Consider the following 13,698-nt stretch of genomic DNA (forward strand, 5'->3'; position numbering starts at 1 on the left):
AATTGGTCAATTATTATAAGGGCTCTAGAATCAAAACAAACTAAAAAGGAGCCTTTTTATACTGACTAGAAGACCAAGAAGGGCCTTAATCAGAAGAAATTTTAAAAAAAGTGTCTTCTTAGGTAATTCATAGTTTTATGAATGCATACTCTACAACTGTGCTTCTTTAATAAGTATAAGAATTTTTTATAAGCCTTTTAAAGTATACCTTTCTTGCTGTCAAAAATAAAAACATTAGATTGAGTAAGGAATCGGCTGCTTTAATTGAAGAGTGGTGGTTTATTTGATGGACTGCTTCTGTTATGATATTAAAGTAATTATTATCTAACGAAAGAGGATGGACATGAACTATTTATTAGATTTATTAAAAGGAATGGTAATCGGCATAGCTAATATTGTTCCTGGAGTTAGCGGCGGAACGATGGCAGTTTCCTTAGGTATTTATGACCGGATGATTTCTTCAATCAGTCATTTGTTTAAAAATTGGAAAGTCAGCTTAAAAACGTTGTTGCCTATTTTGATAGGAGCAGCTTTGGGAATCGTTGCCTTTACTTATACAATTGAATTTTTGTTAAGCACCTATACTTTACCCACAGCTTTAGCTTTTATAGGTTTGATTTTAGGCGGCGTTCCCTTATTATGGACTTCTTTTCAAGCTGGTTTGAAATTTAAAGGCGAAAAAATTTCACTGAGTCATTTGATCTTCTTTATCTTGATGTTTGCATTAGTTGCAGTTCTACCTTTGTTTCAAGGAGTAGATTCTTCTTTCAACGCGATTGCACTGACACCGTATAGCCTGCTTAAATTATTTTTGATCGGAATCATTGCCTCAGCGACAATGATTATTCCTGGAATAAGCGGATCCTTGGTCTTGATGATTTTAGGCTATTATTATTCCATTATTAATACGATTACGAGTTTTATTACTGCTTTGCGGATTGGTGATATGGAAGCTCTCTTGCCTCATCTTATCGTATTATTTGTTTTCGGCATCGGTGTTTTGATTGGGATCTTTTTGATCAGTAAGATGATTGAATTTTTATTTAAAAATTATAGTTCAATAACCTATAGTGGAATTTTAGGGTTAGTATTTGCTTCGCCTGTAGCTATTTTACTAAATACAAATGCACTGAATGATTTGCATACCTCTCATGCGCTTTCCTTTTCTATCATCGGAATCATTTTAATGGTTGTTTGTTTTTATGGTATTTATCAATTGGGAAAAAAAGAAATGAAATAAACTAGCTTAGAAAGATGGAATGAAAGTGCAATTGACGCTTTTGTTCCATCTTTTTTTGATTTTACTTTAGTATTGGCTCGGTCGATTATTTAAAAATAGCGTATCGTATCATTTTGAACAGGAAAAGTATGAAATCACATAGTCGTTTAACAAATAAAATGGTAACGTTTACATATGGAACAACTATTATAATTTGGAGGTTAGAAGGATGGGTAAATTTAAGAAACTTTTACTGGGATCAGCTGCATTATTAACAATTGGTACGTTGACCGCTTGTGGAGATTCATCAGCTGAAGGCGAATCATCAGGATCAGGAGATAAAATAGGTGTCGCTTTTTATAAGTATGACGATACGTATATTTCTTCCGTTCGTCAGGCTTTAGAAGATGCTTCGAAAGATAACAAAGATGTGGAATTACTGTTAAATGATTCTAAAGGAGATCAAGCTACACAAAATGATCAAATTGATGTCTTGATTCAAAAAGGAGTTAAAGTCTTATTAGTTAATGTTGTAGATACAGGTGCAGCACAAACCGTTATCGATAAAGCTTCAGCCGCTGATATCCCTGTAATTTTTTTCAATCGTGAACCAGATAGCGATATTTTGACAAGTTATGACAAAGCGCGCTTTGTTGGTACAAAACCAGAAGAAGCCGGAGTCATTCAAGGAGAAATGGCAGCTGAACTATGGAATTCAGAAAAATCATTAGATAAAAATGGAGACGGCATTTTAAATTACGTTATGTTGATGGGAGATGCCGATAACCCTGAAGCAATTGCCCGCACTCAATATTCTGTTTCAACGATTAAAGATTCAGGAATTGAGGTAAAGGAAATTGGCCAACAAGTAGCTAACTGGGATGCAGATAAAGCTAACACAGCGGTTTCAGCTTGGTTATCACGTGAAGGCGACAATATTGAAATGGTATTGGCAAACAATGACTCAATGGCGTCCGGAGCGATTTCTGCATTACAATCTGGCGGCTACAATAATGGCGACGATAAATATATACCCGTTTTCGGTGTGGATGCAACAGATGAAGCAGTTGACTTGATTTCAAAAAATTACATGTCAGGAACAGTTAAACAAGATGCAGTGGGAATGGCTGAAGCTATTTTTGCTTTAGGTGTTAATGCTGCCCAAGGAAAAGATTATATTGAAGATACAGATTATGAATACGACGATACAGGAATTTCGATCCGTATTCCTTACCAAGCTTATTCTGGTGAATAAAAAGATTTATAAATATTTATGTAAATGAAGTGAATTGATTCAAATGATAAGAATTGATAGGACTTTACGTATATCAATTCTTGTCCTTTTACCAAATAGGAGTTTAAATAAAGGCGGTGATTTTTTGGCAACACCTACTTATGTACTAGAAATGCGCAATATCGATAAAGTTTTCCCCGGCGTAAAAGCATTAGATCAAGCTCAACTCAAATTAAAACCTGGAACAATTCATGCTTTGATGGGTGAAAACGGAGCAGGCAAATCAACTCTAATGAAATGTCTTTTTGGTATTTACCTTGAAGACGCTGGTGAGATTTTAATTGATGGCGTACCAACTAAATTTATGAACCCTAAAGATGCTTTAGAACATGGTGTTTCAATGGTCCATCAGGAATTGAATCAAGTCATGCGCCGTAGTATTATGGAAAATATTTGGCTGGGACGATTCCCTATGAAAGGATTTCTAGTAGACGAAAAAAAAATGTTTGAAGATACAAAAAAAATATTCGAAGAATTAGATATTGATTTAAATCCTAGAAAAGAAATTGGAACATTGTCTGTATCCCAACGTCAAATGGCGGAAATCGCTAAAGCAGTCAGTTATGGAGCGAAAATTTTAGTTCTAGATGAACCTACCTCTTCTCTTTCGGAAAAAGAAGTTAATCATTTATTTAAGATTATCAATCAGTTAAAAGCAGAAGGCTGTGCTGTTGTGTATATCTCTCATAAGATGGAAGAAATTTTGCGGATTTCGGATGAAGTTACAATTATGCGAGATGGGCAATGGGTCAGCACCACGCCGGCAAAGGAATTGACAATGGGAAAGATCATCAATTTGATGGTAGGACGTGAACTAAACGATCGTTTTCCTCCTAAGAATAATGTCCCCGGAGAAGTTGTATTAGAAGTGAAAAATTTGACTGCTACTTATCAGCCTTCGATTCAAGATGTTTCTTTCACTTTGCGAAAAGGTGAAGTACTTGGTATTGCTGGTCTTGTTGGTTCAAGAAGGACCGAACTGCTTGAAAATATCTTTGGAGTTGCTCATCATGATACAGGAGAAATTATCTTGAATGGAAAAATGATTCAAAATAATCATTCGCGAGATGCTATTAATAATGGATTTGCTTTCGTGACCGAAGAGCGTCGTGCGACCGGTATTTTTGGCGGCCTCAGTATTACCTTTAACGCCGTGATCGCCAATCTAAACCAGTATACTAAACATGGAATGGTTAATGATAAAGCGATGGAAAAGGATACGAAAGAAGTCATCAAAAGCATGAATGTAAAAACCCCAAGTTCTAAAACACATATTGGTACTTTATCCGGCGGAAATCAGCAAAAAGTCATCATCGGCAGGTGGTTACTGACCGATGCTGAAGTTTATTTATTAGATGAACCTACACGCGGTATTGATGTTGGGGCTAAATACGAAATTTATCAATTAATTTTAGAACTAGCTAATCGTGGAAAATCCGTTATTGTTGTTTCTAGTGAGATGGCCGAGCTGATTGGGATAAGTGATAGGATGCTTGTAATGTCAAATGGTCGGGTAGCTGGGATAGGTGAAACAAAAAATATGACGCAAGAAGAAATTTTAAGATTGTCAGCGAAGTTTATTTAAAAAAACTAGTAAAAGTAAGAGAAGATACTTAACATTCAGGATCTTTTTAAGAGAGGTGTAAAAATGGAAAATACGCAAAAAAGGATGAAGCTGAATGATTTTTTACTAAATTATTCGTTATATATTGTATTAGGGGCTTTGATACTAGTCGTTATTATTATGGAGCCATCATTTATTTCCTTACAAAATATTACAAATATACTTGGTCAAGCTTCTACACGGATTATTATGGCATTAGGAGCTGCAGGACTGATCATATTAAAAGGAACAGACTTGTCTGCCGGCCGAATTTTGGGTCTTTGTGCAGTTGTAGCTTCTTCGTTAGCCCAAAGTACAACCTATGCCTCAAGAATGTACCCTAATCTGCCGGCGCTTCCTTTGATTTTACCGTTATTAGCGGCTATTGGAGTTGGGTTAATATTTGGCGCTATTAATGGTTTTGGTGTAGCAAAATTAAAAGTGCATGCTTTTATTATTACTTTAGGGACTCAACTAATTGCTTATGGTCTCTCGTGCATCTATATCGATCGTCCGCCGAATGGTGCACAACCCATTGGTTCATTAGATGTTCGTTACACTAATTTAGTACGGAATACTGTTGATATTGGGCCTGTTAAATTACCATATGTAATTTTTTATGCTGTTATTATCTCAGTTATTATGTGGTTTGTTTGGAATAAAACTAAATTAGGCAAAAATATGTATGCCATTGGTGGAAATACAGAAGCAGCTGAAGTATCAGGTGTAAATATAGTTAAAAACATTATGTTCATCTTTATCATTTCAGGTGTTTTATATGGAATAGCTGGTTTCTTAGAAGCCGCACGCATTGGCTCAACAACGAGCAATACTGGGTTGAACTATGATTTAGATGCTATTTCAGCTAGTGTTATTGGTGGTGTTTCCTTTTCAGGAGGAGTAGGAACTATTCCGGGTGTTATTATGGGAGCCGTCATTTTACAATTCATCAACTATGGATTAACATTTGTAGGCGTCAGTCCTTATCTGCAATACATCATTAAAGGGTTGATTATTATTTTAGCTGTATCGATAGATGTTCGCAAATATATTGTTAAAAAATAAGGAATGTACTAAAGGAGAATTGTTCGATATGGAAGAAATAGAACGCGTGGACTTTACACAGCCAGAAGAACAAACACAGCCAAAAAAAGTACTTGGAAAAGATTCGCTTTACGAAAAAATAGATGTAAGTGTCGAATCAATGAATAAGTTTATCTTAGGAGTCGTTTTATTATTGGTTATTGTCTTAGGATACGGATTATTGAGTTAGATAATAAATAAAAGAATTCGCACTGAGTAAAAAAACTCATCTGCGGATTTTTTTGTTTAATCATTTTGTGGTAAAGTGAAAAGTAAAAGAACGAATGCTTAATTTAGTTGACAAAAAGACAAAAAGGTTTTGTTTAAATACAGAGGAGGTCTACCATGCAAAGCAATCGAAATAGAATCAAAACGATTCTTGAAGAATTGAGTTTGTTCACTGCAACACCAGGAGCAGGAACCACACGGTTAAGCTATAGTCCTGAAGATCAATTAGCTAGGACATTTTTGAAAAAGCAGATGAAACAAGTAGGTCTAAAAGTGCGAGAAGATGCAGTTGGTAATATTTACGGCCGTTTAGAAGGGAAAGATGCGTCTTTGCCAGCGGTTATGGTAGGTTCGCATTTTGATAGCGTCCCAAACGGCGGTTCATTTGACGGTCCAGCTGGAGTTGTGACCGGACTGGAAGTTGCAGCTTTATTTCAAGAAAACCAACTGCAACCGGTTTACCCATTGGAAGTTATCGCAATGGTTGAAGAAGAGGGGTCTCGTTTCGGCTCTGGTTTATTAGGTTCCCGGATGCTTGCGGGTCAAGTCTCAGCAGAAAATTTAACTAGCATGAAAGACAAAGATGGAATTTCAGTAAATGAAGCTATGCTTGCGTTAGGCTTTAATGGCAATCAATTAACTGAAGCAAGACGGACAGCTAAAGATGTTAAAGCATTTATTGAATTGCATATTGAGCAAGGGCCTGTTTTAGAAGAGGCTGGGGAAGATGTGGGCATTGTGGAAACGATTGTCGGAATGACTGAAATTAAAGTTACCATTACTGGGCGAGCAGGACATGCTGGAACGACACCCATGAATGCTAGACGAGATGCGTTGGCTGCAACGGTTCAGATATTAGCAGATCTGCCTCAATTAGCGATAGACGCTGCAGAGGCTACTGTGCTGACCATTGGAAAGTTAACGGTTTACCCTAACGGAGCAAATGTCATTCCAAATGCTGTTGTGTTCACTGTGGATGTGCGCTCCAAATCAGAAGCGTGTGTCCAATCTGTTATTCAACAAGTTAAAACCATTATTCAAACAAAAACTCCTAAAGGAATAACGGCTGAAATTGAAGAGATGTTGTACGAGAAGCCGGTTCAATTGTCTGAGGAAATTCATCAACAATTAATGGCCAATTCTGAAGCACTAGGATTAAAGTCGCGGTCAATGGTGAGCGGTGCAGGACACGATGCTATGATTTTTGCTGGGTTTACAGAAGTTGGGCTGGTGTTTGTTCCGAGTAAAGACGGTTTAAGTCATACGCCTGAAGAGTGGACCGATTATGAACAATTACAAAAAGGCATTGAAGTGGTCTATGAAACGGTGAAACAGTTAACAGAAGCGAAAATATAAAAAAATAAACTGCCTCAGTAATGAAACGACTGAGGCAGAATTTTTTTACTTTAAAATTTAAAAACAAAAGCTGACAACATCAAGATCAGCGGCATGGTAATAATAGAAAGCAGAGTAGATAAAATAACTAGTCGTGCCCCATATTCATAATCTCCACCGTAAATTTGTGAGAACAAAGCAGTATTAACAGCTACTGGCGCGCAAGAAGCAATCGATAAGACCATCAAAATCAAATAATCATCAATAGGCAGCAACCAAAGAATACCTAATCCAACGACTGGTAAAATAACTAAGCGCAACAGGCTTACCCAATAAGCTTTATATGAGAGAAAAACTGCTCGTAATTTGCTGCGGGCAACGTAGCTCCCTAACAAAATCATCGCCAATGGTGTATTCAAGTTACTAATCGTATACAACGCTTCAGAAAGAATAAAAGGCAGTTTGATTTGTAAAACATAAAGAAGTAAACCAATAATTGCTCCAGTAGTTGCAGGGTTAAAGAAAGCACGTCTCGGAGTGATTAGGTTACGGTCTCCGGAAAGTGTATAAATGCCGTAAGTCCATTGAGAAAGTGTTGTAGCAGTCATATAAGCTGTCATATAAAAAACACCTTCATAACCAAGTACAGCCATAACTAAAGGGATGCCCATGAAAGCTGAATTCGAAAAGACAGCAGCGTAATGATCAATTCGCGCCTCTTTTTTTAAAGAGACTTGATTGACTATGATTCTTGACGCAATTAAGAGAAACCCGACTCCCATAGTAATGAACAGCCCTTTTAATTGTTCCCGTTCATATTCTTGTTGAAACGACATAATTAGAATAGTGGGAGTTATGTAAATCGTTAGCATATTAGCAATTTGTTGGGTTCCGGAAGTGTTCAAGATTTCTTTTTTTGCCAGCAGATATCCAAATAAAATCAGTAAAAACATCATACCTAATTGTTCCAAGATGATGCCGGAAACATTCATTTATTTATCACCTCCAGTTTTGAAAAGTTAATAGTATCAGTGTACCTTATTTTTTGAAAAATAAGAAAAAAACAATTATTCGAATGATAAATCAAACAATGGCCTTCAGCGGTATGCTGAAAGCCATTGCTAAATAAACTAGTTAAGTTGTGTGTAATTGTTAATGAGTACGAACAGGAATCAGATTTTTAGTACGCATGAAGCGGAAGAAATAAGAAGCAATGAGTATAGGAAAGAAAAAACTGAGGGAGAAAATGAATTTCAGTAAAATTGTCATATTCAATTTACATTCCATTTGGCGAAAACAATTTTTTATACTTTAATTATGCTGGATAAGAAAAGAATAATCAAACAATATGCAAAGCAGTTTAAGAAAAAAATAGAATGCAGTTGCTGTATTTTCATGATAAATAACGGCTATTCCAGTATGTTGTTTTCTTCGTTTGAAAGCGGTATAATGAAAAAAGTAAGAGAATAGACCAAAGAACTGGAGTGGTTGAATGTATCAAGCAGCAGAAGATCGTTACAACAATATGATTTACAATCGAGTAGGAAACAGTGGACTAAAATTGCCGGCCTTGTCTTTAGGAATGTGGCATAACTTTGGTGATGTAGACTTATTTGAAAATAGCCGTAAAATGGTCCATCGTGCTTTCGATTTGGGGATCACTCATTTTGATTTAGCCAATAACTATGGTCCTCCAGCAGGCAGCGCTGAAGAAAACTTTGGCCGTATTTTAAAAAAAGATTTGCTTCCTTATCGTGATGAATTGATTATTTCAAGTAAAGCCGGTTACTACATGTGGCCTGGTCCTTATGGCGAGTTCGGCTCTAAAAAGAACCTGACAGCCAGCATTGATCAAAGCTTAAAACGGATGGGATTAGATTATGTCGATATTTTTTATTCGCATCGTCCAGATCCCGATACACCTTTTGAAGAAACTGCGCAAGCATTAGACTTAATGGTGCGTCAAGGTAAAGCTTTGTATATTGGGATTTCTAATTATTCAGCTGAACAAACTGCTGAAATCACAAAAATATTTAAAGACCTTAAAACGCCATTTATCATTCATCAACCTTCGTACAGTATGTACAATCGTTGGATCGAAGATGGATTACAAGATGTTTTACAAGAAAATCAACTAGGCTCCATTGCGTTTAGCCCATTAGCACAGGGTATGTTGACAGACCGGTATTTAAATGGTATTCCTAAAGATTCAAGAGCCGGCAGAACAACCAGCAACTTCTTGAATGAAGAACAAGTGAAAGCGAACATAGAAAAATCTCGTGCATTAAACGAAGTCGCCAAACGTCGGGGACAAACATTAGCTGAAATGGCTGTTTCATGGATTTTAAGAGATGGAAAAGTAACCAGTGTCTTAATTGGAGCTAGTCGTGTCAGTCAAATCGAAGACAATGTCAAAGCTTTGGATAATCTTGATTTTTCAGCTTCAGAATTAGCTGAAATCGAAAAAATTTTACAAGGCTAATCTATTAATAACCATGCCAACCTCTGTATCCTGATTAAATCAGAATACAGAGGTTGGCTATTGAAATGGAGGAATGAATTAGAATGGATTTTAAACGACTACATCATGTCGCTATTATTGCTTCAGATTATCAAAAATCTAAAGAATTTTATACTCAAGTACTGGGTCTGGAAATTATTAGAGAAAACTACCGAGCAGAACGTGAATCTTATAAATTAGATTTAAAAATCGGAGAAAGTGAAATCGAATTATTTTCTTTCCCAAATCCGCCTAAGCGGTTTTCCTCTCCTGAAGCTGCTGGGCTAAGACATCTGTGTTTTTATGTTGAAGATATTCACCAAGCCGTTGCTGAGCTGAAGCGTAAAGGGATAGAAACGGAACCGATTCGCCGAGACGAGTATACAGGAGGATTATTTACCTTTTTCAGGGATCCGGATGACTTACCTATTGAATTACATGAGTAAGTTTTGAAAAAGGCTAAGGGATAAGTTAAGATAGAAGCAGAAGAAAAAAATTAAAGAAAAGAGGGCTCATCAAATGACTAAAAAAATGCTGCATACCTGTATTCGCGTAAAAGATTTAGACAAATCAATGGAATTCTATACTACTGTATTAGGACTTAAAGAAGCCCGTCGGCTAGATTATCCTGATTTTAAATTTACTTTAGTTTATTTGGCATTTGAAGAAGGCGGTTATGAATTAGAATTAACGTATAATTATAACCAAGCTGATCCGTATCAATTAGGAGATGGCTACGGTCATATTGCTATTGGAGTGGATGATTTGAAAGCAACACACCAAGAATATAAAAAAACAAGTTATGAAGTTACCGATATAAAAGGGCTATCTGATGGAGCAGCATCTTACTTCTTTATTCTAGACCCAGACGGCTATAAAATTGAAATCATTCAAAACTAAAAAAAGAATCCAGTAAAATAGAGGCTAGGGAAGTACATTGCGTACTTTTCCTAACCTCTATTTTTAAACACTCATTAAGTTGTTCCAAATTGTTCCATCAAATGCATTAAATTCCTACTGTGCCAAGGCGATGCAGCATATTCTTGAGGAATTAAGTAATGTTCAACAGATTGTTGTTTATTTTTGTATTCAATGTTCAATTCGTTATCCGCTGCTGGTTGTTCAAAGCTGATTTTTTTAATTTCATTTAAAGGGATTTGATTGTAGACGCCTTCTTTTAAAGAATTATTTTTAGTGTTTAAGGGCATGAGTACAAGTTCGTGCTCAGAAAAGTTAATGCAATAGGGTTTGTTTTTGTTCATTCCAAATAGTTTTTTAAACCAATTTCTTTTAGCAGGTAATTTTTCAGCAAAGATCGTTTGCCCAGGTGTTGCTTCTAAACCATGTCGTTTTAAAAAGTTCAAAATAGTTTCTTCGTTCATAATGTGATGCCTCCTCTTACTGTCTGACTTCACGGTTGAAAAAATTCCTATCTATTATTAAGTATAGAGCAGAAAAATAGGAAATACCACTAAAAAGCATACTAAAGCGAGTAAACAAAAATTCATTTACTTATGAAAAAGAACATGTAAGGGTTTTATTTTTTATCTAGCTTTTTTAAAAAGAATAGCTTATCCTTATAAAGAGGAGAGTGAGAAAATGACATTATTAGCAATCGATATTGGTGGAACATCTATCAAACACAGTGTTTGGGAAAATGATGAATTGTGTTATAAAGACAGTATAAAAACTCCGACTACATGGGAGGAAATGAAAAGCAGTTTAATCAAGATTAAAGAATCAGCAGAAAAGATTTTTACGATCGATGGTGTAGCCTTCAGTTCACCAGGAGCAGTTAATCAAGAAAAACGTATGATTGAAGGAGCCAGTGCGCTGCCTTATTTACATAATTTTCCTGTGTACGATGAACTAGAAGCAGTGTTTAACTGTCCTGTTTCTTTTGAAAACGATGCCAATTGTGCTGCTTTAGCAGAAATTTGGAAAGGAGCCGCTAAAGGGTTAAAAAATGTTTTGTTTGTCGTTGTCGGAACAGGAATCGGCGGTTCAGTTATTGTAGATGGACAAATCCAACATGGAAAGCACTTGTTTGGCGGAGAATTTGGGTTTATGTTAATGACAGAAAATGCAACATTTAGTGATTTGGCAACAGCTGTTAACATGGCTGCGCGTTATGCCGAAAGAAAAGGATGCGAAAAAGGAACGTTCTCAGGAAAAGAAGTTTTTCAATTGGCTGAAGAAGGCGATCTGATAGCACAAGAAGAAGTGGCAACTTTTTATACGTATTTAGCTAGGGGCATATATAACCTGCAATACAGCTTTGATCCAGAAATTATTTTAATTGGAGGAGGAATCTCCAATAAAGCTGGTTTGGTCGAACGATTAGATGAAGAATTTGGCAAAATTTTACAAACTGTTAAAATTGCTCCTTTCAAACCTATTATTAAGACTTGTGATTTTAAAAATGATGCTAATTTAATTGGTGCAGTATTTAATTATTTACAACAAGAAAAAAGATAAAGAAAGGTGGTTTAAATGAAGTTAACTAAAGGAGCTACCATTTTATTTATCGGAGACAGTATAACCGATGCAGATCGTAAACGTGAAGACCCGACAGATTTAGGAAAAGGGTATCCGCTATTAGTAGCTGCGGCTTTAGTTGAACGCTATCCTGAACTGCATCTGTCGATAATGAACCGCGGTATAGGCGGAGACAAGATTTCCGACTTGACAGAACGGTGGGAAAAGGATTGTTTAGCTTTGAATCCTGATGTGGTCTCAATTTTAATCGGAATAAACGATACTTGGCATAATGTTGGATCTGAAGATTTCGGAACACAAGCAGCTTTAGATAAGTTTGAATTCTATTACCGTGTTTTATTGCAGTCCGTCAAGGAACGAACCAATGCTCAAATCGTTCTGCTGGAACCATTTGTTTTACCAGAACCGGTTGATCGAGAGAACTGGCGATTAGATTTGGATCCGCGAATCCAAGTTATTCGCAAATTAGCAAAAGAATATGGAACAGACTTTGTAGCATTAGATGGAAGATTAAATGCCATCGGAATTAAACAAAGTTACGCGTACTTAACCGGGCAAGACGGTGTTCACCCGACATTAGCCGGACATGCAGTAATTGCAAAGGCCTGGCTGGAACAACTTGAAAATTGATATGTGCTCATAAAAATATAATTTAACTAAAGCTTGTACATGGAAGCATTTTGTGTTAAAGTACTATACATGCGATGAGTTGACTCTGACCAGGTGACTTCGGTCATTTCGCTGCGGCGACAAGTGGTCGGAAGTAGACAAGACACACCGTACTTTTAGTACAACTGCGAGATGCAGGTGTTTGGACCCCTCTGTTTTGTGGAATTCATGGGACCTATTTATGAAAATAAATATTGTCGGAAAAAGGCACTGACTTTTGTCAGTGTCTTTTTTTTATATAAACTTTTTTTTACACATTGCTATCAGAATAGCGTATAATCAAATAAAGATAAGTAAGGATAGTAAATGAAGGAGGGAAAACAGCATGGATGTAATTGATTTGCATTGTGATGCATTGTTAAAGCTGCAAGAAGCTAAAGGACAATTAAGTTTTGAAGATTCACCAGAATTAGATGTTAACTTATCCCGTTTGAAAGAAGGACAAGTAAAAGTTCAAGCTTTTGCAATTTTTCTTTACCCGGAGATTTTAGCAGAAGATAAATACACAGCGGCTTTAGAACAAATTAAGTATTATCAAGAAGAAATTTTAGCAAAAAACCCAAAAATGAAACAGATCAAACAATGGGAAGATATACATACTTTAAAAGAAGATGAAATCGGCTCATTCTTGACACTGGAAGGAGTCGAAGCAATCGGCAATGATTTATCTAAATTGGATCATTTATTAGATTTAGGTGTTCTATCCGTGGGCTTAACTTGGAATCCAGCTAATTTAGCAGCAGACGGAATCCAAGAACCTCGAGGCGGCGGTTTAACAACTTTCGGCTATGAGATCGTCAAGCGATTAAATGAACGGAAAGCCTTCACAGATGTTTCTCACTTGAGTGTTAAAGGATTTTGGGATGTAATGAAGGCTGCAAAATATCCGATTGCGACGCATTCGAATGTATTGCATTTATGCAGCCATGTCAGAAACTTAAATGATGAACAAATAAAAGCTTTAGTGGAACGTGATGCAATGATTCACGTCGTTTATAATCCCCCTTTCACTGTAGACGAAGAACGTAAAAAGACTGTGACCATTCCAGATTTGGTTCAACATATAGAGGCATTGGCTGCATTAGGAGCAGTAAACAATATTGGGTTTGGTTCTGATTTTGATGGAATTCGTTCGCATATTGAAGGCTTGACACATGCAGGAGAAGTACAAAATTTAGTTTCCGCTCTACAGAAAAAATTTACCAATGAGGAAGTTGCTGGATTTGCGGCACAAAACTTTTTAAATCATTTACCTAACTAAAAAATTA

Annotated in this window: 14 protein-coding genes; 12 read left to right on the forward strand and 2 right to left on the reverse strand. The window is 36.3% G+C overall.

The window, feature by feature from the left end:
- The first annotated feature begins 343 nt into the window (after positions 1-343).
- The 6 genes from RT405_RS08650 to RT405_RS08675 all read left to right on the forward strand — a co-directional run bounded on the left by RT405_RS08650 (position 344) and on the right by RT405_RS08675 (position 6,783).
- Positions 344-1,240: an undecaprenyl phosphate translocase family protein gene (locus RT405_RS08650; RefSeq protein WP_313469118.1), complete on the forward strand. Its 897-nt coding sequence runs from the start codon at positions 344-346 to the stop codon at positions 1,238-1,240.
- A gap of 208 nt (positions 1,241-1,448) precedes the next feature.
- Complete coding sequence (locus RT405_RS08655; RefSeq protein WP_313469119.1) at positions 1,449-2,474, forward strand: galactose ABC transporter substrate-binding protein; 1,026 nt, start codon at positions 1,449-1,451, stop codon at positions 2,472-2,474.
- A gap of 124 nt (positions 2,475-2,598) precedes the next feature.
- Positions 2,599-4,098: a galactose/methyl galactoside ABC transporter ATP-binding protein MglA gene (gene mglA / locus RT405_RS08660; RefSeq protein WP_313469120.1), complete on the forward strand. Its 1,500-nt coding sequence runs from the start codon at positions 2,599-2,601 to the stop codon at positions 4,096-4,098.
- A gap of 63 nt (positions 4,099-4,161) precedes the next feature.
- Complete coding sequence (gene mglC, locus RT405_RS08665; protein WP_313469121.1) at positions 4,162-5,181, forward strand: galactose/methyl galactoside ABC transporter permease MglC; 1,020 nt, start codon at positions 4,162-4,164, stop codon at positions 5,179-5,181.
- A gap of 28 nt (positions 5,182-5,209) precedes the next feature.
- On the forward strand, positions 5,210-5,389 hold the full coding sequence (locus tag RT405_RS08670; RefSeq protein WP_313469122.1) for a hypothetical protein: 180 nt from the start codon (positions 5,210-5,212) through the stop codon (positions 5,387-5,389).
- A gap of 155 nt (positions 5,390-5,544) precedes the next feature.
- On the forward strand, positions 5,545-6,783 hold the full coding sequence (locus RT405_RS08675; protein ID WP_313469123.1) for a Zn-dependent hydrolase: 1,239 nt from the start codon (positions 5,545-5,547) through the stop codon (positions 6,781-6,783).
- Between the two features lie 50 nt (positions 6,784-6,833).
- Here the strand turns inward: RT405_RS08675 and RT405_RS08680 are convergent, their stop codons facing one another.
- On the reverse strand, positions 6,834-7,754 hold the full coding sequence (locus RT405_RS08680; RefSeq protein ID WP_313469124.1) for an AEC family transporter: 921 nt from the start codon (positions 7,752-7,754) through the stop codon (positions 6,834-6,836).
- Positions 7,755-8,254: 500 nt separating this feature from the next.
- Here RT405_RS08680 and mgrA point away from each other — a divergent pair, with 500 nt between their 5' ends.
- The 3 genes from mgrA to RT405_RS08695 all read left to right on the forward strand — a co-directional run bounded on the left by mgrA (position 8,255) and on the right by RT405_RS08695 (position 10,162).
- The gene (mgrA, locus tag RT405_RS08685; protein WP_313469125.1) at positions 8,255-9,244 is read left to right on the forward strand and encodes an L-glyceraldehyde 3-phosphate reductase; all 990 of its coding nucleotides are present in this window, start codon (positions 8,255-8,257) and stop codon (positions 9,242-9,244) included.
- Positions 9,245-9,327: 83 nt separating this feature from the next.
- Positions 9,328-9,708: a VOC family protein gene (locus RT405_RS08690; protein WP_313469126.1), complete on the forward strand. Its 381-nt coding sequence runs from the start codon at positions 9,328-9,330 to the stop codon at positions 9,706-9,708.
- A 73-nt stretch (positions 9,709-9,781) separates the two neighbouring features.
- The gene (locus tag RT405_RS08695) at positions 9,782-10,162 is read left to right on the forward strand and encodes a VOC family protein (protein ID WP_313469127.1); all 381 of its coding nucleotides are present in this window, start codon (positions 9,782-9,784) and stop codon (positions 10,160-10,162) included.
- 74 nt (positions 10,163-10,236) lie between these two features.
- Here the strand turns inward: RT405_RS08695 and RT405_RS08700 are convergent, their stop codons facing one another.
- Positions 10,237-10,644: a hypothetical protein gene (locus RT405_RS08700; protein WP_313469128.1), complete on the reverse strand. Its 408-nt coding sequence runs from the start codon at positions 10,642-10,644 to the stop codon at positions 10,237-10,239.
- A 217-nt stretch (positions 10,645-10,861) separates the two neighbouring features.
- Between RT405_RS08700 and RT405_RS08705 the strand changes: the two genes are divergently transcribed.
- The 3 genes from RT405_RS08705 to RT405_RS08715 all read left to right on the forward strand — a co-directional run bounded on the left by RT405_RS08705 (position 10,862) and on the right by RT405_RS08715 (position 13,691).
- Positions 10,862-11,740: an ROK family protein gene (locus RT405_RS08705; RefSeq protein ID WP_313469129.1), complete on the forward strand. Its 879-nt coding sequence runs from the start codon at positions 10,862-10,864 to the stop codon at positions 11,738-11,740.
- A 15-nt stretch (positions 11,741-11,755) separates the two neighbouring features.
- Positions 11,756-12,391 (forward strand): SGNH/GDSL hydrolase family protein, encoded by a 636-nt coding sequence (locus RT405_RS08710; RefSeq protein ID WP_313469130.1) that lies wholly within the window; start codon positions 11,756-11,758, stop codon positions 12,389-12,391.
- A gap of 364 nt (positions 12,392-12,755) precedes the next feature.
- Entirely contained in the window at positions 12,756-13,691 is a 936-nt protein-coding gene (locus RT405_RS08715; RefSeq protein WP_313469131.1) for a dipeptidase, read from the forward strand.
- The last annotated feature ends 7 nt before the right edge of the window (positions 13,692-13,698 follow it).

It is taken from the genome of Carnobacterium sp., from assembly GCF_032094055.1.
GTDB lineage: Bacteria > Bacillota > Bacilli > Lactobacillales > Carnobacteriaceae > Carnobacterium_A.

Bases quoted from the DNA above. Each gene is read 5' to 3' on its own strand.
- RT405_RS08705 (WP_313469129.1), top strand. From the start codon at position 10,862: ATGACATTATTAGCAATCGATATTGGTGGAACATCTATCAAACACAGT.
- RT405_RS08680 (WP_313469124.1), bottom strand. From the start codon at position 7,754: ATGAATGTTTCCGGCATCATCTTGGAACAATTAGGTATGATGTTTTTA.
- mglC (WP_313469121.1), top strand. From the start codon at position 4,162: ATGGAAAATACGCAAAAAAGGATGAAGCTGAATGATTTTTTACTAAAT.
- RT405_RS08655 (WP_313469119.1), top strand. From the start codon at position 1,449: ATGGGTAAATTTAAGAAACTTTTACTGGGATCAGCTGCATTATTAACA.
- RT405_RS08650 (WP_313469118.1), top strand. From the start codon at position 344: ATGAACTATTTATTAGATTTATTAAAAGGAATGGTAATCGGCATAGCT.
- RT405_RS08715 (WP_313469131.1), top strand. From the start codon at position 12,756: ATGGATGTAATTGATTTGCATTGTGATGCATTGTTAAAGCTGCAAGAA.
- RT405_RS08675 (WP_313469123.1), top strand. From the start codon at position 5,545: ATGCAAAGCAATCGAAATAGAATCAAAACGATTCTTGAAGAATTGAGT.
- RT405_RS08695 (WP_313469127.1), top strand. From the start codon at position 9,782: ATGACTAAAAAAATGCTGCATACCTGTATTCGCGTAAAAGATTTAGAC.
- RT405_RS08690 (WP_313469126.1), top strand. From the start codon at position 9,328: ATGGATTTTAAACGACTACATCATGTCGCTATTATTGCTTCAGATTAT.
- RT405_RS08700 (WP_313469128.1), bottom strand. From the start codon at position 10,644: ATGAACGAAGAAACTATTTTGAACTTTTTAAAACGACATGGTTTAGAA.
- mgrA (WP_313469125.1), top strand. From the start codon at position 8,255: ATGTATCAAGCAGCAGAAGATCGTTACAACAATATGATTTACAATCGA.
- RT405_RS08670 (WP_313469122.1), top strand. From the start codon at position 5,210: ATGGAAGAAATAGAACGCGTGGACTTTACACAGCCAGAAGAACAAACA.
- RT405_RS08710 (WP_313469130.1), top strand. From the start codon at position 11,756: ATGAAGTTAACTAAAGGAGCTACCATTTTATTTATCGGAGACAGTATA.